The sequence below is a fragment of the Bacillus sp. F56 genome, assembly GCF_001748205.1.
Classification (GTDB): Bacteria; Bacillota; Bacilli; order Bacillales; family Bacillaceae; genus Bacillus; species Bacillus stercoris.
Genome location: NZ_BDFC01000008.1, coordinates 50,999 through 70,563, shown reverse-complemented (window position 1 = coordinate 70,563; position 19,565 = coordinate 50,999). Strand labels below are relative to the sequence as shown.

At 44.0% G+C, this 19,565-nt stretch carries 19 protein-coding genes; 7 read left to right on the top strand and 12 right to left on the bottom strand.

What is annotated here, in order from left to right:
- Nucleotides 1-3: 3 nt before the first annotated feature.
- From BFW96_RS14100 to purT, 7 genes are all read right to left on the bottom strand, one after another.
- Nucleotides 4-795 carry a phosphatidylserine decarboxylase gene (locus tag BFW96_RS14100; RefSeq protein WP_040084306.1) on the bottom strand — a complete coding sequence of 264 codons (792 nt, stop codon included), beginning with the start codon at nt 793-795 and terminating at the stop codon, nt 4-6.
- Complete coding sequence (locus tag BFW96_RS14095; protein WP_014662613.1) at nt 788-1,276, bottom strand: DedA family protein; 489 nt, start codon at nt 1,274-1,276, stop codon at nt 788-790. The genes BFW96_RS14100 and BFW96_RS14095 overlap by 8 nt, the downstream gene beginning before the upstream one ends.
- The gene (gene pssA / locus BFW96_RS14090) at nt 1,267-1,800 is read right to left on the bottom strand and encodes a CDP-diacylglycerol--serine O-phosphatidyltransferase (protein ID WP_040084308.1); all 534 of its coding nucleotides are present in this window, start codon (nt 1,798-1,800) and stop codon (nt 1,267-1,269) included. Before pssA ends, BFW96_RS14095 begins: the two co-directional genes overlap by 10 nt.
- 198 nt (nt 1,801-1,998) lie before the next feature.
- Nucleotides 1,999-2,883, bottom strand: coding sequence for an enantioselective carboxylesterase CesB (cesB, locus tag BFW96_RS14085; protein WP_069839756.1), 885 nt, complete (start codon nt 2,881-2,883; stop codon nt 1,999-2,001).
- A 171-nt stretch (nt 2,884-3,054) separates the two neighbouring features.
- On the bottom strand, nt 3,055-3,453 hold the full coding sequence (locus tag BFW96_RS14080; protein WP_014662611.1) for a YbfJ family protein: 399 nt from the start codon (nt 3,451-3,453) through the stop codon (nt 3,055-3,057).
- Nucleotides 3,416-4,357: an extracellular metalloprotease Mpr gene (gene mpr, locus BFW96_RS14075; RefSeq protein ID WP_069839755.1), complete on the bottom strand. Its 942-nt coding sequence runs from the start codon at nt 4,355-4,357 to the stop codon at nt 3,416-3,418. The genes BFW96_RS14080 and mpr overlap by 38 nt, the downstream gene beginning before the upstream one ends.
- A 144-nt stretch (nt 4,358-4,501) precedes the next feature.
- The gene (purT, locus tag BFW96_RS14070) at nt 4,502-5,671 is read right to left on the bottom strand and encodes a phosphoribosylglycinamide formyltransferase 2 (RefSeq protein ID WP_267888168.1); all 1,170 of its coding nucleotides are present in this window, start codon (nt 5,669-5,671) and stop codon (nt 4,502-4,504) included.
- 190 nt (nt 5,672-5,861) lie between these two features.
- On the opposite strand from purT, the gene BFW96_RS14065 reads away from it, so the two are divergent.
- The 4 genes from BFW96_RS14065 (at nt 5,862) to BFW96_RS14050 (ending at nt 10,370) form a co-directional block, all read left to right on the top strand.
- Nucleotides 5,862-6,689, top strand: a complete 828-nt coding sequence (locus BFW96_RS14065; RefSeq protein ID WP_014662606.1) for an AraC family ligand binding domain-containing protein — start codon at nt 5,862-5,864, stop codon at nt 6,687-6,689.
- Nucleotides 6,686-7,606 (top strand): DMT family transporter, encoded by a 921-nt coding sequence (locus tag BFW96_RS14060; protein ID WP_069839753.1) that lies wholly within the window; start codon nt 6,686-6,688, stop codon nt 7,604-7,606. The genes BFW96_RS14065 and BFW96_RS14060 overlap by 4 nt, the downstream gene beginning before the upstream one ends.
- A gap of 74 nt (nt 7,607-7,680) precedes the next feature.
- Nucleotides 7,681-9,870 carry a glycoside hydrolase domain-containing protein gene (locus BFW96_RS14055; protein ID WP_069839752.1) on the top strand — a complete coding sequence of 730 codons (2,190 nt, stop codon included), beginning with the start codon at nt 7,681-7,683 and terminating at the stop codon, nt 9,868-9,870.
- Nucleotides 9,871-9,944: 74 nt separating this feature from the next.
- A complete protein-coding gene (locus BFW96_RS14050) occupies nt 9,945-10,370 on the top strand; it encodes a hypothetical protein (protein ID WP_069839751.1) in 426 nt (141 codons plus the stop codon).
- 33 nt (nt 10,371-10,403) lie between these two features.
- On the opposite strand, the gene BFW96_RS14045 is transcribed toward BFW96_RS14050, so the two are convergent.
- The 3 genes from BFW96_RS14045 to BFW96_RS14035 all read right to left on the bottom strand — a co-directional run bounded on the left by BFW96_RS14045 (nt 10,404) and on the right by BFW96_RS14035 (nt 12,908).
- Nucleotides 10,404-11,654, bottom strand: a complete 1,251-nt coding sequence (locus BFW96_RS14045; RefSeq protein WP_069839750.1) for an MFS transporter — start codon at nt 11,652-11,654, stop codon at nt 10,404-10,406.
- On the bottom strand, nt 11,651-12,568 hold the full coding sequence (locus tag BFW96_RS14040; protein WP_069839749.1) for a bifunctional helix-turn-helix transcriptional regulator/GNAT family N-acetyltransferase: 918 nt from the start codon (nt 12,566-12,568) through the stop codon (nt 11,651-11,653). The genes BFW96_RS14045 and BFW96_RS14040 overlap by 4 nt, the downstream gene beginning before the upstream one ends.
- Nucleotides 12,569-12,659: 91 nt before the next feature.
- Nucleotides 12,660-12,908, bottom strand: coding sequence for a YbeF family protein (locus BFW96_RS14035; protein WP_069839932.1), 249 nt, complete (start codon nt 12,906-12,908; stop codon nt 12,660-12,662).
- A 292-nt stretch (nt 12,909-13,200) separates the two neighbouring features.
- Between BFW96_RS14035 and glpT the strand changes: the two genes are divergently transcribed.
- Together glpT and BFW96_RS14025 are read left to right on the top strand one after the other, a co-directional pair.
- Nucleotides 13,201-14,535: a glycerol-3-phosphate transporter gene (glpT, locus tag BFW96_RS14030; RefSeq protein ID WP_014662600.1), complete on the top strand. Its 1,335-nt coding sequence runs from the start codon at nt 13,201-13,203 to the stop codon at nt 14,533-14,535.
- 98 nt (nt 14,536-14,633) lie between these two features.
- Entirely contained in the window at nt 14,634-15,524 is an 891-nt protein-coding gene (locus tag BFW96_RS14025) for a glycerophosphodiester phosphodiesterase (RefSeq protein WP_069839748.1), read from the top strand.
- Between the two features lie 28 nt (nt 15,525-15,552).
- Here BFW96_RS14025 and BFW96_RS14020 read toward each other — a convergent pair whose 3' ends face one another.
- Both BFW96_RS14020 and BFW96_RS14015 read right to left on the bottom strand, forming a co-directional pair.
- On the bottom strand, nt 15,553-17,178 hold the full coding sequence (locus BFW96_RS14020; protein ID WP_069839931.1) for a Na/Pi cotransporter family protein: 1,626 nt from the start codon (nt 17,176-17,178) through the stop codon (nt 15,553-15,555).
- Nucleotides 17,179-17,383: 205 nt separating this feature from the next.
- Nucleotides 17,384-19,003, bottom strand: a complete 1,620-nt coding sequence (locus BFW96_RS14015) for a glutamate/serine transporter AimA (RefSeq protein WP_069839747.1) — start codon at nt 19,001-19,003, stop codon at nt 17,384-17,386.
- 266 nt (nt 19,004-19,269) lie between these two features.
- On the opposite strand from BFW96_RS14015, the gene BFW96_RS14010 reads away from it, so the two are divergent.
- Complete coding sequence (locus BFW96_RS14010; protein ID WP_003234883.1) at nt 19,270-19,530, top strand: hypothetical protein; 261 nt, start codon at nt 19,270-19,272, stop codon at nt 19,528-19,530.
- Nucleotides 19,531-19,565 lie beyond the last annotated feature (35 nt).

Here is a 19,565-nt window from a genome sequence, read left to right as displayed (position 1 = left end):
TTTTTACTCTTCGTAACCTATCAGTTCTCCGACTTGAACTTCTTGGCCTTCTGTTAAATTGGCGGACGGCTGGAACGCGTCTTTTTCAAAAATCAAAATGACGGTTGATCCAAATGAAAAGTATCCCAGCTCCTCGCCGATCTCCAATTCAGCACGGGTATTTGTCTGCACGATAGAATTAATATTCATCGCCCCGACAGGAATCATCAGGACATTTCGGCTGCCGCCATTCAGTTCGTACACAAACCGATAATTTTTCGACAGCACATCTTTTCCGTATTTCAACCCTAATTGATTGACCGGATATGAGCGATTTCCGAGCTCGGCCAGCTTTTGATACCTGCAGCTGATCGGAGAATGGAAACGGTGATAATGACGCGGGCTTAGATACAGCACAACGAAGTATCCGCCGTTGTATTGATGGTCTGCGCTTTTACAGCCAGTCAGCTCAGCGAATGAGTAATCTTTTCCCTTCACCGTAAAGGTTTGATTCGGGTTGATGATTCCTACCGTCTGAACCACACCGTCAACAGGGCTAACCACCGCATGCGCCTCTTTTGAAACAGGGCGCCGCTCCAGATTAATTTGTCGAATGAACAATTCGGACAGCGATCCGTAATCAGCAGCCGTCCCGTCCACATCATCCCAATTCAGCCGAAAATGTTTTGAGAACAGCGGAATGACCGGTTTGCTGATTTTCGACTCGCAAAATCCTTTAATCAGATAGGATGACAGACGATGATTCGTCAGCTCTATCAATGATCGATACAGAATCTTTACAGCCGTATTAAACATGAATAATCCCTATTACCCTTCCGATTGTAATAAAAACAAAGCACCACAAAAAGGCGCCGATTGCCGCAAACGCAATATACGTTTTCAAATCCATTTTGCCGATCCCCGAAAAGTAGCATGTCACATGTCTGACGCCGGGAATAAAATAACCTAAAATAAGAGAATATGGACCGTATTTCTTCATCCATTTTTCCACTTTCATCATTCTTTTTTCTTTTAAGCCGACCCACTTGCCGTACTTATCGATAAACGGGCGTCCGGCTTTTCTGCCAATCATGTAGCTGATCAGCATACCTAACAAAGCCCCGACAAAACTGATCAATATCGAAAGCTCATAATTCAATACATCGGTATGCGTGAAATAGCCAACAACGGTCATCATCACTTCATCTGGAATCGGCAATCCTACAATCCCTAATACGAGCATCAAAAAAATAGCGAGATAACCGTAATCCGCTATGAGCTGCTGAACTAATTCCATCTCCCGGACTCCAGGTTTTCTGCCGCATGTTTTTTAAAATGAGGGAATTTTATTTTACTCACCATTAAATATGAAAGTCCGCAAGCACCGATTGCCAGAAGGATCGGGTTATAGGTGAAGCTTAGAATAACAAGGCACATGCCCGCAAATGGAATCGGCATACCAATAAATGTCGGGAGTTTGCTTTGTTCAATGTTAAATTTAGAGAGACGAAGCATTCCGCAAATGCTGTACGTCAATGCGCATAAGATCCCTATAAATGGCAGGGTATACAACGCGACACTGTAAGCAAGCATAGAGGGAGCCACCCCAAACGTAACCAAGTCGGCAAACGAATCCAATTCTTTTCCCATATCAGAAACGGCATTCAGCTTACGTGCAGCCATACCGTCAAAGAAATCAAGGAACATGCCGGTAAAAATGAATAGCACTGCTGAATGAATGTTGTGATAGAGCAAGGAATGAATCGCCAGCAATCCGCAAATGAAATTTCCTATCGTAATCATACAGGGGATGTAATTCACAGTGTAACCAAACCTCCAATTGTAAAACCATCTATATTATTCGACGATAGTAATCGAATAGCGTTTCAGGAAAAAATTTCTTCAATAAGCATGATAACATAAAAAGCCCCCAAAAAAGCAGCATTCAAATTCTATTATTATACAACATTTGTTACCATTTGAAAAATGAATGCCAATCTTTTCATGCCTTTTACTCATTTATTCTCCGCCCAAAAAGGACAAAACGCGTTGATTGACGTACTCTGGCTGCTCCAGAGATAACAGGTGTCCGGCGTCCTTTACGATTTCAGCCTGAATTCCCGGCACCAGCACCGACGCCCGCTCATAAGCCATTTGCTGATGGTACATAACCTCGTGCTCACCGAACATCAGCAGTACCGGGACTTGTATTGATTTCAATTCCTGGTCTGTGAACACGTACGGAAAGCCATTTTCTGTCGGCTTCAGGCTCCTTTGTTCATCCTGCCACGCCGCGCCCTCCATAATTTGGCTTTGCAGTAAAGGATGCAGATCATATCTGTTATCTGTGATCCACTTGATATATGCTTCAGCTCCTCTTGCCCCTGTAAGCGCCGCAGCGTATTTATAGACATCCGGATGAAATGAAATAAACGCTTCAGCGGGACTCATAACAACCGCCCGCTCTACTCTTTCAGGCGCTTGAAGCAAGAAATTTACGATATGGGAGCCGCCAAGCGAAAGACCGGCCAGGTGTGCTGTCTCAAGTTCAAGAGAATCAAAGACATCTTTCATCCATTCTGCAAAATCAGCTCTTGTTTCCATCGCTGCTGATGGTATACTTTTATTTTTGTCTCCTATTATATCGACCGCATATGTACGAAATTGACTGCTCCACGCCGCGATATTCGGATACCACATCGCAGAGCTAAAAAGGCCTCCGTGAAGCAAAATGAGCGAAGGTGCGCCCTTTGGCCCACTTGCAATGATATGTGTTTTTCCAAAACGAGTAGAAACATAGAATGCTTCCGACTCAATCGGCCACAAAGAAAGGCTTTGATTATACGCCTTGTAAAAGCGAAGACCGCTTTCTACCGCGGCAAACTGCATCGAATCTTGTGTCATCTTCTTCTTTTTCCTCCGGGTTTGATTGATATAAATGAAAGGATAGCGCCCCTTTTGTCTCGTAAGAAAAAATACCTATTTCTTATTATCTCATATTATAAATTTCCAGTATATAGTTTGGCTTCCTGTGATCAATAAAAAAGGCAGTTTCCCTTAAAATCAGGGAAACTGCTATTCTTTGAAGACCAATGGAATGGCATGATCTTTTTTATCCTCTGTTAATGAAATTTGATGGGTTACTGATGTTTCACCCTTCGTCAACGCGACTGAATAATCGCCTTTTTTACCGGTATCCCATTTGATGTCTCCGTTTTTGTCTGTTTTACCGAGTATCTCGCCGATCTCTGTATTCGGCTCCTCATCTGACGCAGGCGCTTTGACAATCGTCACTTGAACTCCTTCGACCGGAAGCCCCTTAGCATCCTCCACATGAAGAGTGACAGGAATCGTCATTTCTTTTTGTGAAGAATGCGTCTGCGAACTGCATCCGCATAAAAACAAAATAGAAATGAATATGGCTAGTTTGCTGTATTTATTGATTTGCCCAATATTGAATATTGTTGAATACATCGTTCGTCACCCTTGTTCCCAAGTTATATGACGATCCCCCGTTCGTGTGAATGGCAATAGCTGTCTGCCCTGTATCACTGTAGTTTCGATATACAGGCGATCCGCTTTGGCAGCCGTACGTATCGGTTGTATAGGTCAGCTTATACGTTTCAGCAGATCGAATCGGCTTTGTATCAGACCACATCGTACCAAAGGTTTTGTCACACGGGAATCCTGTCACTGACGAGGAAAGGCCCACGGGACTGCTGCTGTTTGTAGTCCGATAGCCGTACCAGCCAACCGTGTTTCCAGGAGAACCGTTTAATTTAATAGCTCCGTAATCATAATTGGTGTCTTTGCTTTCCGTCCATCCTTTGACTGAATAAAACATCGTGCCTGAATAAGTTCCGTATGGATATGACGAATCATTGCGTCCCGGCGCGGCGGTTATCGTTGAAGCCCATCCATGATCCTGGCTGTACACACAATGTCCAGCCGTGACGACTGTATTTGGATTGACTAAAAATCCGGTACATCCATAAGTGCTTGAAGTGTTGGGATACTTGATTGACAGCTGAACGGTTGCTCTATATGGAAAAGAAGTCGTGCTGGAGATTCTGGTGCGTTCATCAGTTCCGATAATGCTCGAAGGCTGTAAGGTTTGAATGTTTTTTTCCAGTTGCGTTTGGCCGCCGTATAACGATTTGCTTGTTTTCCCAGTTCCCTCATAAGGTGCGGAAACCTGTTCTGCTTTTGACGTTTGGTTTTTCGTGGCATCAGCTTCTTTACCGGTATTCGATACAGAAGTTTGCGGATTCTCTGCTGCTTTTGCCGGTACACCGAAAGATACCGATGCCGCCAAAGCCAAACACAAAACCGTTAAGTAAGCAAACCATTGTTTTCTGAATCTTGGAACTAATTTCATTTTGTCATCTCCCTCCTTTAGTGTCAACCACCCGTATTGATGGAAGACTTTTACATTATAATCAGGTTTCGGATTCTTATGATAAAACTTTTATGGAGAAAGAAAAAAAACAGGCCTTGTGCGATGACAAAGCCTGCTCAAACTCTATTTTATCGTTAGCTGATCCAATGCTTTCTTAGCGTTCTCTCTCGCCGTTTCGACTGTATCAGCAGCAGAAAGCGCAACTGCCATACGCCGTCCGGCTTTCGTTATTGGCTTTCCAAAGACGCGCACTTGTGTCTGTGGGACTGCCAGTGCGTGTTCCAGTCCTTCAACAGTGTAATCCGCTAATTCTTCCGGTGCTTTGAGGGGCCTGCTGGCGCCAGGAGAAAGCTGTGTGATTTCTGTAATCGGAAAGCCGAGAATCGCCCGGACATGCAGCGCGAATTCTGACAAATTTTGCGTCACCAGCGTGACAAGGCCTGTATCATGCGGACGGGGAGATACTTCACTGAAATATACCTTATCTTTCGCAAGGAACAGTTCAACACCAAACAGGCCGTATCCGCCAAGCTCATCCGTGATCGCTTTTGCAATATGCTTCGCTTCTTCTATTTGCTGCTCTGTCATATCATGCGGCTGCCACGATTCGATATAATCCCCGTCCTTTTGCACATGACCGATCGGCTCACAAAATGCCGTACCGTTAACCGCACGTACGGTTAAGAGTGTGATTTCTGATTCGAAAGGGATAAACTCTTCAACGATCACGCGGCCGTTTTTCACCCGTCCGCCTTCCATCGCCGTCTCCCAGCAGCTCTCTAAATCCGCTTCAGAGCGGCACACACTTTGGCCCTTTCCAGAAGAACTCATCAATGGCTTAACGACACAAGGAAAACCGATCTGAGCTGCCGCTTGTATAAATTCATCATATGTATTCGCAAATTCATAGCCAGCCGTCGCAAGTCCAAGCGTTTCCGCCGCAAGCCGTCTGATGCCTTCCCGATCCATCGTCAGCTTGGCCGCACGGGCATTCGGGATGACGTGAAATCCTTCTTCTTCAAGCTTCAGCAATTCATCCGTCGCAATCGCCTCAACCTCAGGCACAATCAAATCCGGCTTTTCTTTCTCAATGATGGCTCTGATCTGCTCAGGGTCAAGCATATCAATGACATAGCTGTTATGCGCCACCTGCATCGCCGGAGCATGCTCGTAACTGTCAACTGCCACCGTCTGTACCCCAAGACGCTGGGCTTCAATCACTACCTCTTTACCTAACTCACCTGAACCTAACAATAAAACCTTCTTTGATTGATACATCTTTGCCCCTCCTATCTGTTCCAAACCATTATAACTGAAATATTTGAAAAATAAATTTTTATTAAAATAGAAAATATTATTATTTGATTCCTAAACGAAAGCAGGCCAATAAAGGTTAGCTTTTTAAACAGCAACATCATACAAGAAATCCCCCAAAACCATGCTACACTTAATCCAAGACCACCATACCGACAGGAGGCATCCCATGCAAAACGAAACCCGCACACTGCAGCTTGACCCACATCTTCATATAGAAGCCTACCGCTTCAAGGGGATTATGCAAAAGTTCCCGAACCACTTTCACGATTATTATGTGATTGGATTTATTGAAAAAGGGCAACGGTATCTGGCCTGTCAGGATCAAGAATATATCATCAATCCAGGTGATCTTCTCCTCTTTAACCCCCGTGACACGCATAGCTGTGAACAGATTGACGGCCGGACGCTTGATTATCGGTGTATCAATGTCATGCCGGATGTCATGGAGAAGGCAGTGAAGGAAATTACCGGCGCCGGGCATCTCCCTTACTTCTCCCAGCATGTGTTATTCCGTCATGAGCTGACAGCCAGCCTGCAAGAATTGCATATTTTGATATCAGACGAAAAACAAGCTTTGCGTAAGGAGGAGCTGTTTCTTCATCTGCTGGAAGAGCTGATTCGCCACTATTCGGATGTTACGTTCCTTAATAGCGTTCCCGAACCATCCGACGAAGTCAAATTGGTTTGCGAATTTTTAGAAGAGCATTATGCCGAAAACGTCACGCTCAATGATTTGAGTGAATTAACAGGATGGAGCAAGTATCATTTATTGCGTTCGTTTACAAAACAAAAAGGAATTACGCCTAATAGCTATATGGAAACAATCCGGATTAATCAAGCGAAAAAACTTCTTGAACAAGGGGTAAGACCAATTGATGCCGCATTTCAGACAGGGTTCAGTGATCAGAGCCATATGACGAAGTTTTTTAAACGGCAGGTGGGGCTGACACCCAAGCAATACATGAAGATTTTTGAAAAGGAGCTTCACAGATGAACATACAAAGAGAAACTTCCGGGCATATCGCAGCCATTGTGACCATTCTGATTTGGGGGACGACCTTTATTTCGACAAAGGTTCTGCTGGCTGACTTCTCTCCAATGGAAATATTATTTTATCGGTTTTTGATGGGCTTTATTGCGCTTATTCTCGTACGCCCCAAAATAATTCCGATCAGAAATTGGCGGCAGGAGCTGTTGTTTGCCGGGGCTGGTTTATTTGGCGTAACCTTATACTTTCTATTAGAAAATATAGCTCTCACCTATACATACGCATCCAATGTCGGCATGATCGTGTCCATTATCCCGATGATCACTGCGGTGCTGGCCCATTTTCTGCTCGAAGGCGAAAAACTGCGTCTGACTTTTTTCATTGGGTTTGTCTCGGCACTGATCGGGCTTTTATTGATTACGTTTAACGGCAATGTGGTACTGCGTCTGAATCCGCTCGGAGACATCATGGCAGCCGGGGCCGCTCTCGTGTTTGGCGGATACTCGATATTCATGAAAAAATTAAGCGCTTACGAATACCACATCATCGAGCTGACACAGAGAGTATTTTTGTACGGCTTATTGTTTATGGTTCCCGCCTTATTTTTGTTCGACTTCCATTTTGGCCTGAGCCGATTTTCATCCGCTTCGAATGCGCTTAACATGCTTTTCCTAGGCATTGGCGCTTCTGCCCTGTGCTTCGCCACTTGGAATTATTCAGTCGGCGTGCTCGGAGCCGTCAAATCCAGTGCTTATATATACATGGTCCCGGTTATCACAATCGCCGCTTCCGTCTTGGTCCTGCATGAAAACATGACATGGATCGCTCTTCTAGGAGGCGCCCTTACGCTTTTAGGCCTCTACATCTCGGAGATGAAACCGAAAGCGAAGCTGTTGGAGAACGGATGTAAAATGGATGCTTAACGGCATCCATTTTTTTATTTTGTCCTACGTTTGCCACCTATAAATGAACGCAATCTAACAAAGGAGGAATCGAAATGGTTGATGAAATGGTCTTAATCACACAGCAATGGCTGAACGATACGTACAGCGGCAAACATGGGTATAACCCAGTTGAAGAAAGCGGGAAAACTGGGTGGGATACGATCTACGGTCTGACTCGGGCGCTTCAAATTGAATTGGGTATCTCAGAGCCAGCCGATAACTTCGGGCCGACAACACAGCGCTTATTTAAGCCTCTTAAACGCCAAGCTCCAGATTCAAAACCAAGCAACATGAATTTTATTTTACAAGGGGCTTTATGGTGTAAAGGCTTTAATCCCGGCGGTTTTACAGGCGTCTTTTACGAAAAAACAGAAAATGCGGTAAAAGAATTTCAAAAAGCTGCCGGACTGACAACACAGGATGGGATTGTCACCACGTTAATTATGAAAGCCTTATTAGACATGAGCGCTTTTAAGCTGGTGTCTGGGGGTGATTCAAGAATTCGCCAGATTCAACAAAACTTAAATCGGGACTACAATGACTATATCGGGTTAATGCCTTGTGACGGACTGTATGGCCGCGATACAAATAAAGCTCTTATTTATGCCCTACAAAAAGAAGAAGGCATGAGCACAAGTGTTGCCAATGGATTTTTCGGAAACGGCACCACAAGTTTGTGTCCTACTTTAACTCCCGGCGATTCAAGAACAGGATTTGTCTTAATTGTTCAGTACGCCCTCTATTGTAACGGAAAATCGTTCGATCCTGGTGAGTTTGACGGCAAATATGGTGTGGGTGTTGTTTCAGCTGTTAAAGCATTTCAAGAGTTCATGTGCCTGCCGCAAACAGGTTATGCAGATATGCCAACCATTAAAGCTTTATTATCAAGCTCAGGAGACACAACTCGCGCCGCTTCTGCTTGTGACACTGCTACAATTATAACCGCAGAAAAAGCTCAAACACTGCGGAATAACGGTTATAAAACGGTTGGCAGATATTTGACCGGAAATGTGCGGACAAGCAGCGGCCTCACATCAAAAGCCCTGACATCTAAAGAGCTTGCAGTTATTCTCGATGCCGGATTGAAGGTTTTCCCAATTTATCAAGATGGCGGCTATGAATCTTCTTATTTTGTCAAAGACCAAGGCACAAGAGATGCATATAGTGCCGCTTCTGCTGCTAGAAGATTAGGTTTTCCGTCAGGCACGACCATTTATTTCGCTGTCGATTTTGATGCATACGATTATGAAGTGACCGATAAAATCATTCCTTATTTCCAAGAGATTAAGTCAGCATTTACAAAAATGCAGACATTTTCAACCGCACCTAAGTATGAAATAGGGGTTTACGGACCAAGAAACATTTGTATCCGTACATCAGAAGCAGGACTGACAAAGTATAGTTTTGTGGCAAATATGTCAACAGGATTTAGCGGCAATCTCGGCTATCCGATGCCAAACAACTGGGCCTTTGATCAATTTTATGAAGGAACCATCGGAAGCGCCTCTGGAAGCATCGGGATTGATAAAGACGGATTTTCAGGAAGAGACTCAGGTGCAAGCAATGTAAATCCGCCGTCTGATCCGGTATATGATGCAAGGCTGCGTACACTGACAGACATTTTATCTACCATTCCGGCTTTAGAAAATCTAACAAGTTTGGCAAACGCGATGTTTGAATTTGATACGACAGAAACCATTTTCACATCACCTGAGTTGGATATTATTCTATCAACTTCACTTCTGGCAACCATACCAAGTGAAGGTTCACCAAACACAATTACCATTACAAATGGTAAACCAGGTGCCTATATCACGGGTTTATTGGGCGACACTCAAACGTCTCTCACTGCGTCACAAATCGACTCTTATCAAAACCTTTTAAATAGTCTGAGCTTATCAGTACGCAACGGTTATTTGGAGGTTTATGTAAATCCAACAGCTGAATCTTTAAATATTCAAATTAAAATCTATACACCTGATATTCCAGTCGGTGACAATATCACAACTGGACTAACGACTACGATTACGTTTAAAATAAAACAGAAGCACTTTACTTTACCAGATACTGAGGAAGTATACTCACCAGATTGGGAATCTACTCTCACTCATATTACATTTGGAGTGGCTGCTGTATTAGGAATTGCTGCCTTGCTAACAGCTATACCTGAAACCTTAGCAGTAGGTGGAGCTGTAGCTTTTATAAGTGCGTTTTTAGCTTTATTCCCTTCTGCAAATAAATAATATATCAGCACTACATGAGTCTATGGATCTATATCATTCCTCATGTAGTGCTTTACTTTTAAGGAGGATACTGGATGACTCTAGATCAACAAACATTTAAAGAGACAGTAAAAATGGCCGAAACTATTAAACAGTACAAGGAAAATGATAAAGAAATCCTGACTTTTCTAACCAAGCAGGATTCTATCATGCTGAATCAACTAAAAGTATTCTTTAGTGAGCCTCAGCTAACTCTTATACATAGTATAAAAACAGTAATCTACGGTACATTAGTTACTCTATTTTTATATTTTACAACTAATGAATTACCCCATGCAGGGAGTTTACTTGCTAGATTATTTTTTGTTGTTGTCGGGTTTATCTGGCTTGCCTCTTGTTTTAAAAACGCAAAAGCCATTCAAGTCTCCCAAAACTTCAAACAAAAATCCGAAAACGCCCGCATAGTCGGTATGATCGACTTCGTATTAGAACAAAAATACAAAAAAAGCATCTCTGAATAATCCCAAATCAGAGATGCTTTCCCTTTGTCCTCATCACTTGTCTACCACAGCCGCACTGTCACGCGTAACCGCAGCTGGCTCCCTCAGCATCACATTCATTACGCTCGCAAGCACGAGCATTCCAATCGACAAATAAAAAGCCAGTGTATACTCACCCGTTACCGTATAGATGACGCCGGGCACATACGCACCTAGTGCCGATCCGATCTGATGGGCGAGTGAGAGCCAGCCAATCATGAGGCCGATCGAGTAGTTTTGAAAGTACTGGGTGGCGAGCATTTGAGTCGGTGCTACCGTTGCAAAGTCCACTAACCCAAACAGAATCGCAAAGGCTAAAAGCAAGTAGGGCTCGTGGCTGTATATGAGAATCACGATCGACATCGCGCGCACCGCATATAAAAAGCAAAGGATTTTCCGGCTGCTCCACCGGTCCGCTACAATTCCCGACAGTAAGATGCCGGCAATATTAAAGCCTGCCAGCAGACTGACAGCGGCACTCGTGACCGTCGTGGAAAAGCCGTGATCGTGAGAAAAGGGAATCAAATGGGTATCCATCAGCCCCACGGTCGTAAATCCGCAGATCAAAAACGGCAATATCAAAAACCAGAATTGCCTCATTCGAAACATCCCGGTCACTGAAAGAGCAGTTGTTTTAGGTGCCGTTTCTTTTTCTGAAGCAGCCAGTCCGCCTATCGGCTCTGTCTTCTTTTCTGAAGGATTGTTCCTCAGCATCAGCAGGGCAGCCGGAAAAACAATCACGATTAACAGCAGCCCCAACACCACAACCGTCAGCTTCCAGCTAAACCAATGGATCAGCATGAGTGAGCCAGGGACGAGAAGCATTTGCCCCGCGCCAAATCCTGCTTCCATGATCCCAAAGGCTAGTCCCCGCTTTTTGCTGAACCAATTGACGACCAATACACTTGCTGCCACATTCGATGCTCCGCCAACCCCAAGCGAGACACCCAGCCCATAAAGCAAAAACAGCTGCCAAGGCGAAGTCACAAGGTATGTTAAGAAAATGCTGACGCCTGTCAGTAACGCACTCCATGCCAAAACAGCCCGAGCACCCCACTTGTCCACAAGCCGGCCGATCACAGGCTGTGATATGCCGTAAACAATAAAGCTCATCGTCGAAATCAACGAGATGGTGCTTCTATCCATTGAAAATTGCCGTTCCCACGGCTCCACAAATGCACCAAACGACAGCCGCACCCCCTGAACCGCCAATAAGATCAAAAAGGTGACGGAGACGATGATCCAAGCATAGTGCAGTCTTTTCATGACAGCTCCAAATCCCACCGTTCTTCTGTCAGCTGCTGTCCCCATAATGGCGCTTCTTGTTTCACTTCACTTATCCTGAATCCAAATTTTTCGTAAAGCGGACGAGCCTCAGCCATGGTGCTCACCGTCCAAAGGAAAATGCGGTCAAATTTCATGTCTTGGCAGTATGCAACCAGATGCTCCAGCAATTGAGTGCCGAGCCCCCTGCCCCGAAAAGCCGCATCAACCAGAAACCATCTGAGCTGGACTGTCTTATCATCATGCTTGACCAGCCCGACAGAGCCGGCAAATTTCCCGCCGCTTTCCGCAATCCATATGTTTTCGATGTCAGCGTCAAATGTCTCCTGAAGGTAAGCTAAAAACGTGTCGTCCCAACCGTGAGCCTCCGCGTAAAATTGTCTTTGTTTCTCAATAAGGAGTTGAAGATCATCCGACAGAAAATAATCTCTAATCGATATCTCTGATGTTCTGGCAGAAAGCGACTGTGAAAGGATCGCTTCAATCTCTGCCATCGCCTCGGCAAGTTTGTGCTGCTCCTTTTGGTTGATTTCCTTCAGCATCAGTTCCACTTGTTCGTTGGCTTTCTCCTCCAGCTTTTTATAAATCGTTTTTCCTGTTTCTGTGACAAAAATATAATGGTGGCGGGCGTCATCTTTGCTCCTCTGTTTATAGATCAAACCTTCTTTTTCAAACTGCTTCACAATCCTGCTGACATATCCCCGGTCAAGCCCCAGCTTATCCTGAAGGGATTTTGCCGTACAATTGGGCGTATTATAAACTTCAAATAATATCCGTGTTTCCGTTAAGGAAAACGGGCTGTCGTAAATGTGCTCATTAAGGAAACCAAGGACGTTTGTATAAAATCGATTGAACTTTCTGAATTTTAATCCGACAGATGATTCTCTTGTTTTCAAATCAAATCCCCACTTTCTAATATCGTTGACTAAGCCAATTATAATCACATATAGTTGCCTTAGTCAACAATCTGTTAGAAAGTGAGGATTTTTATTTTCCTGATTCCTTCTTTTTCCTTACCACAATCAATGTGATATAGGATAAAGCCAGAGAAATCAAACTATAGACTACAGCCCATCCCAAAAATGATTCATTAAAAATGGTAAAGGTGAGCACTAGAGAAATAGCCAAACTAAGCATTGGCATCAGATACGCGTTTTTACAAATACAAGTCCCGACAATCGACAACAGCATAATTCCTAACGGTAAAATACCGAATGCGATATCTAATTCATCCACCTGCAACAGCCTCCCTCCAGATTTTTATGCTGCCAGTAAAAAAACATAACTCCATTTAGTAAAAGGATAATATTTACTTACTCAATACCCAATTTCAAATTACCCGTTTACATTCACTCTAGACTATGATAACTTAAGAAAGCGCTATCATAATAAGTTAATAGCTTGGATGGAGATGAGGAGAGCCAGGAATCCACCCCCTTTTGACAAGGGGTGTTTTCTGGCTCTTTTTGTTTTTCTGAAAGGAGGCACGCATACATCCAGCACAAACAGCAAAGGGGGATAATTTTTGATGCTTCATATATTTAAACCGGCTCCTCACATTGAGAGACTGGATGATTCAAAGATGGATGCGGCTTATAAACGGCTCAGGCTGCAAGTATTCATTGGTATTTTCATTGGCTACGCAGGCTACTACCTGCTGCGGAAAAACTTTGCCTTTGCCATTCCTTATCTGCAGGAACAGGGATTTTCCAAAACAGAACTAGGTTTGGTGCTGGCCGCTGTGTCCATTGCGTACGGCTTCAGCAAATTCATCATGGGAATGGTGTCTGACCGCTGTAATCCGAGATATTTTCTCGCAACAGGCCTATTTTTATCAGCAATCGTCAATATTCTATTCGTTTCAATGCCGTGGGTGACTTCGAGCGTCACCATCATGTTTATTTTTATGTTTATCAACGGATGGTTTCAAGGAATGGGCTGGCCGCCATGCGGCAGGACAATGGCCCATTGGTTTTCTATAAGTGAACGCGGCACAAAAATGTCGATCTGGAATGTCGCACATAACATAGGCGGCGGTATTCTTGCTCCGCTTGTCACTCTTGGCATCGCGATGTTCGTCACTTGGAAAAGCGTGTTTTTCTTCCCTGCCATCATCGCCATTATCATTTCATTTTTAATTGTTTTATTGGTTCGTGATACGCCTCAATCCTGCGGACTCCCGCCAATTGAAGAGTATCGGAATGACTATCCAAAACACGCTTTTAAAAATCAAGAAAAGGAATTAACAACAAAAGAAATCCTTTTTCAATATGTGCTGAATAACAAATTTCTTTGGTATATCGCGTTTGCCAATGTATTTGTCTATTTCGTGCGATACGGCGTGGTTGACTGGGCGCCTACTTACTTAACAGAAGCCAAAGGCTTTTCTCCTGAAGACTCGCGCTGGTCCTATTTTCTTTACGAATATGCCGGCATACCGGGAACCATTTTGTGCGGCTGGATCAGTGACCGATTCTTCAAAAGCCGCCGGGCACCCGCAGGCGTTTTGTTTATGGCGGGCGTTTTCATTGCCGTAATGGTGTACTGGCTGAATCCGGCCGGCAATCCGCTCGTAGACAATATCGCCTTGATCAGCATTGGCTTCTTAATCTACGGACCTGTTATGCTGATCGGCCTGCAAGCGATTGACCTAGCACCGAAAAAAGCAGCCGGAACTGCAGCCGGTTTGACCGGATTTTTCGGATACATCGGCGGATCCGCCTTCGCAAACGCCATTATGGGCTTTGTCGTTGACCGGTTTGATTGGAACGGCGGCTTTATCATGCTGATCTCTTCCTGCATTCTTGCTATCGTCTTCTTAGCTTTGACATGGAATACAGGAAAACGGGCAGAGCACGTTTAAAAAAGCCACATAAAAGATTAATCATTTTCCAACACGCCGTTTACATCCGTTTTTTAATATGAAAGACAGGTAGTCTTTATCAATAAGGAGGAGAAATCATGAGAAAAAATAGAATACTTGCCTTGGTTGTTCTGTCGCTGGGCTTACTTTCATTTATGGTAACGCCTGTGTCGGCAGCGTCAAAAGGAAACCTGCTGTCGCCTGACCGTATCCTGACTGTTGCGCATAGAGGGGCTTCTGGATATGTGCCTGAGCACACGATTCTGTCTTACGAAACCGCTCAAAAAATGAAAGCAGATTATATTGAATTGGATCTGCAAATGACAAAAGACGGGAAATTGATTGTCATGCACGACGAAAAACTGGACCGTACCACAAACGGAACGGGCTGGGTGAAAGACCATACGCTCGCAGACATTAAGAAGCTGGACGCCGGTTCTTGGTTTAATGAAGCTTATCCGGAAAAAGCGAAGCCGCAGTACGCCGGCCTTAAAGTTCCTACATTAGAAGAAGTATTAGACCGTTTCGGAAAGCACGCGAACTACTACATTGAAACAAAATCGCCTGACACCTACCCTGGTATGGAAGAAAAACTGATCGCTTCCTTACAGAAACATAAATTACTAGGCAAACATTCTAAGCCCGGCCAGGTGATCATTCAATCGTTCAGCAAAGAAAGCCTGTTAAAAGTCCATCAATTACAGCCAAACCTGCCGACCGTTCAATTGCTGGAAGCCAAACAAATGGCGACAATGACAGATGCTGAACTGGAAGAAATCAAAACATACGCTGTTGGTGCAGGCCCGGATTATAAAGCTTTGAATCAAGAAAACGTCCGTATGATCCGCAGCCACGGCCTCCTGCTGCACCCTTACACAGTCAATACAGAAGCAGATATGCGCCGCCTGCTTGATTGGGGCGTGACAGGGGTGTTCACAAATTACGCTGATGTCTTCCAGAAGGTGAAAAAAGACTACAAAAAAGCATAGAATCCTAGGATTCTATGCTTTTTCCTTATCAATTTTCACCAATAACAGCTTCAGCAATATTGACCGCATGATCGCCGATACGCTCTAGGTTGCTGATCATATCAACAAAGACGATGCCCGCTTGTCCAGTACACAGCCCTTCATTCAAACGGATAATATGCTTTTTGCGAAGCTTCCGTTCCATTTTGTCAATGTCATCTTCTTTTTCAATGACTTGTTCAGCTATCTTTGCATCATTGTGGTGCAAAGCTTCAATGGACGCCTTCACAGTAGAAATCGTCAAATCTATCATTTCAGTTAAATCCGTCATGGCAGATTCAGTTATAACCACACGATGCGCCTGCTGGTATTCTATCAATTCAATCACATTTTCGAAGTGATCTCCGATTCTTTCAATGTCTCTGACCGTATCCATCAACATATGATGCTCCTCAGACTCGTGCTCTGAGAGAGAACTTGAAGAAAGTTCGATCAAATAATCGGTAATTTTCCGGTCGAGATTGTTAACCGCATCCTCTATCTGATAAGCATTGGCCGCATATTTTGGCTGCTTTGTCACCAAAAACTGCTTTGTGACTTCCAGCCCCTGCACCGCAAAATTCCCCATTTGGATCACTTCTTCTTTTGCCTGTCCGAGAGCAATAGATGGTGATTGTTCAATAAAAATCGGATCAAGATGCGACTTGTATTCGACCATTGAATCCTTGCCCGGAATCAGTTTTGTTACGATCAAAGCCAATATCCCGACAAAAGGAAGCTGTATAATCGTATTGGTCGTATTAAAGATTCCATGTGCGAATGCAATTGTCATTTTCGGATCAAGCCCCATCGAAGCCTGAAGTGACAAAATCAATGCTGTAAACGGCTTAAGAAAAATCAGGAAAATTGCTGTCCCGATTAGGTTAAACAGCACATGAGTAGCAGCAGCACGCCTCGCCGCAACAGATGCACCTAAAGACGCAAGAACCGCGGTGATCGTCGTCCCAATATTATCACCGAATAACACTGGCAGCGCACCGTTTATATCAATCAGCCCATCTGAGAATAAACCTTGCAAGATGCCGATCGTGGCGCTGGAGCTTTGCACAAGAACTGTAAACAAAGTCCCAATGACAGCACCTAGTAACGGATTAGAGCTCATACTGACAGTTAAATCATGAAATGCCTCAAGTGAACGGAGCGGTTTCATGCCGCCGCTCATTAACTCCAGCCCATAAAACAGAGCCCCAAACCCAAACACAATCTGGCCGGCATTTTGCACATGTTTATGCTTAAAGAAAAACAGTAAAAATCCGCCGACAGCAATAATCGGCAATGCATAAGCCCCTATGTCAATCCCGATAATAAACGCGGTAACCGTTGTTCCAATATTGGCTCCCATAATAACGCCAATGGCCTGACGAAGCGTCATAAAGCCCGCACTGACAAGCCCGACGGTAATAACCGTCGTTCCCGAGCTGCTTTGAATCAAAACCGTCACAATGATGCCCGCCAATACGCCCATCAGCGGATTGCTTGTAAAACGGTCTAATATATTTCTCAATCTATCCCCAGCCGATTTCTGAAGTCCCTCTCCCATGAACTTAATTCCAATTAGGAAAATACCGAGACCCCCAAAGAATTCGAACAGTAATGTTTGGATATCAATCGTCAACGCTTTCACCTCTGTCTCGACATATATCAGCAAAACTCCCTATGATTATGTTTCAAGTTCATATGAATGTAAATGAATCTTCTAACAAATTTACACTAACTTAACAATGGGCCTTTAAAACCCAAATTGAATTTACAATGGTGTAACATTTCGATATGAAGCAAATCAACAAAAAAACCTTGCGCCCTCCGCGCAAGGTTTTCATTTATTCTTTTCCGGCAGCAGCTTCTGACTGTCCATTAAGCAGCTGAGAATTTATCTCTTTCGCATCCTTTAAGTATTCTGTCTGGTAGCCGCTCTTCAGCGCCCACACATAGAATACAAGTGATACCATCGCAATCAGAACCATATCCCAGCCATAATGAATGACATTCAGGCCGCCGAATTTATTACTGCCCAAATAAGAAATGACCATCATGGCCAGCAGATAAAACACCATCCAGACGCCGGCTTTAAAGTTTCGGCCAAACCCTTTCCATTTGGCCTTCGCCTGATAATAGAAGTAAATCGGCAGACCGATCAGGATAATAAACAGAACCTGTCCTGTTAACGGCCAGCGGGCCCAATACAGCACCAGCGACGCAAAGATAAATCCAAGCGGCGCAATCACGTTTAAGCCTTTTAAACGAAGAGGCCTGTACAGGTCTTTCCCCGTACGTCTCAATGTCATCACTGTAACCGGGCCGGTGATATAAGAAATTAACGTAGCAACAGAAATAATTTCCGCTAACACGCCCCACCCTCTGAACAGGAACAAAAAGATGAACGAAACAATCAAGTTAAAGAACATGGCTTGTCTGGGCACGCCGTAAATCGGGTGAAGCTTCCCGAATATACTCGGCATATATTTGTTTTTTTCCATTCCGTAAATCATTCGGGACGTTGTCGCTGTATACGTAATCCCAGTTCCAGACGGTGATACAAATGCATCCGCATATAACACGATCACAAGCCAGTTAATATTTAGCGCGATCGCCAAATCAGCAAAAGGAGAATTAAAGTTCAGGTGGCTCCAGCCGTGAGCAATATCAGAAGGATTCACCGCTCCGATGAAGGCGATCTGCAGCAGGACATAAATGACTGTTGCTACGAAAAGAGAACCGACAACTGCAATCGGAATTGATTTTCCCGGATTTTTTGCTTCACCCGCCATATTAATCGGGCTTTGGAAACCATTAAACGCAAAAACGATACCGGAAGTGGCCACCGCTGTCAGCACACTCGCCCAGCCATTCGGCGCAACGCTTTGACCGTCAGTAAAGTTTTCTCCGTGGAATCCGACAAACAGCAAAGCTCCAATCGTCAGACCCGGAATAATAATTTTAAAAATTGTAATGAATGAATTCGCTTTAGAAAATAGATTGACTGTCCAGTAGTTCAGCAGGAAATAAATGAGAAGCAATACAGAGGCAAATGCCAGTCCCTCCCCAGTCAGTGTTCCATTCTTCACCAAATCGCTTGTCCATTTTGCCCATTCCCAAGGCCAAGAGCTCATATATTGAACAGAGGCAACGGCTTCAACCGGAATAACGGACACAATCGCAATCCAGTTGGCCCAGCCTGCGATAAAACCGATAAACGAACCGTGTGAATATTGCGTATATTTTACCATTCCCCCGGCTTCAGGGAACATAGATCCTAATTCACTATAAGAAAGAGCAATAAATAAAATGACGACCATTCCAATAATCCATGAAATAATAGCAGCTGGTCCTGCTATCTGGGCCGCACGCCACGCTCCGAACAGCCAGCCTGAGCCAATCATCGACCCGAGCCCGACCATCATGAGGGAAAACGTTCCCATTCTTCGATGCAATTGATTCATATCGTAAACACCTTTCATGTATGATGGCATTCTCTTGCTAGTTATATTATTATTCTGATTACTTGACCTTGTCAATATTTATCGAATTTTGACTAAAATAATAATAAATCAATGTATATTACCTTCCAATACAGGAATGAAGTCACTAGTTTTTCAAAAATGGAATTTACTGAAAATGCGAATGATAAAAACTTAATAGGTTTAGCTATAACCAAAACGGGAATGATACAGGAAACACTACTCTTAAAATAGAAAGGAGTATCACCATGAAACAAAAACTGTTACTTTCAGGTCTCGCTGTTTCAACTGTCGGCATCACTTCTTATCTATTAAAAGACCCGTCAAATCGCCAAAAAGCAAGAGAATTCATTCACAGCATGAAGATGAAAATAACAAAACAGCCAGACATGGAAACGTTCCCAGTCGATAAAGCCGGCCACCCGGACCCGCAAGATATCGAGGACAACAAAATGGTATCAGAAGGCTCCATGTATCCAGTCCAATACTACGATGAAAAAAAGAAGTAATCAAAAAAGCTCTCTTCGATAAGGAAGAGAGCTTT

Excerpts from the sequence above, each read along its gene's own strand:
- glpT (WP_014662600.1), top strand. The coding sequence starts at position 13,201 with ATGCTTCATATATTTAAACCGGCTCCTCACATTGAGAGACTGGATGAT.
- BFW96_RS14045 (WP_069839750.1), bottom strand. The coding sequence starts at position 11,654 with ATGAAAAGACTGCACTATGCTTGGATCATCGTCTCCGTCACCTTTTTG.
- cesB (WP_069839756.1), bottom strand. The coding sequence starts at position 2,883 with ATGACACAAGATTCGATGCAGTTTGCCGCGGTAGAAAGCGGTCTTCGC.
- BFW96_RS14100 (WP_040084306.1), bottom strand. The coding sequence starts at position 795 with ATGTTTAATACGGCTGTAAAGATTCTGTATCGATCATTGATAGAGCTG.
- BFW96_RS14015 (WP_069839747.1), bottom strand. The coding sequence starts at position 19,003 with ATGAATCAATTGCATCGAAGAATGGGAACGTTTTCCCTCATGATGGTC.
- BFW96_RS14025 (WP_069839748.1), top strand. The coding sequence starts at position 14,634 with ATGAGAAAAAATAGAATACTTGCCTTGGTTGTTCTGTCGCTGGGCTTA.
- BFW96_RS14060 (WP_069839753.1), top strand. The coding sequence starts at position 6,686 with ATGAACATACAAAGAGAAACTTCCGGGCATATCGCAGCCATTGTGACC.
- BFW96_RS14050 (WP_069839751.1), top strand. The coding sequence starts at position 9,945 with ATGACTCTAGATCAACAAACATTTAAAGAGACAGTAAAAATGGCCGAA.
- BFW96_RS14065 (WP_014662606.1), top strand. The coding sequence starts at position 5,862 with ATGCAAAACGAAACCCGCACACTGCAGCTTGACCCACATCTTCATATA.
- BFW96_RS14010 (WP_003234883.1), top strand. The coding sequence starts at position 19,270 with ATGAAACAAAAACTGTTACTTTCAGGTCTCGCTGTTTCAACTGTCGGC.
- BFW96_RS14055 (WP_069839752.1), top strand. The coding sequence starts at position 7,681 with ATGGTTGATGAAATGGTCTTAATCACACAGCAATGGCTGAACGATACG.
- BFW96_RS14080 (WP_014662611.1), bottom strand. The coding sequence starts at position 3,453 with ATGTATTCAACAATATTCAATATTGGGCAAATCAATAAATACAGCAAA.
- mpr (WP_069839755.1), bottom strand. The coding sequence starts at position 4,357 with ATGAAATTAGTTCCAAGATTCAGAAAACAATGGTTTGCTTACTTAACG.
- BFW96_RS14095 (WP_014662613.1), bottom strand. The coding sequence starts at position 1,276 with ATGGAATTAGTTCAGCAGCTCATAGCGGATTACGGTTATCTCGCTATT.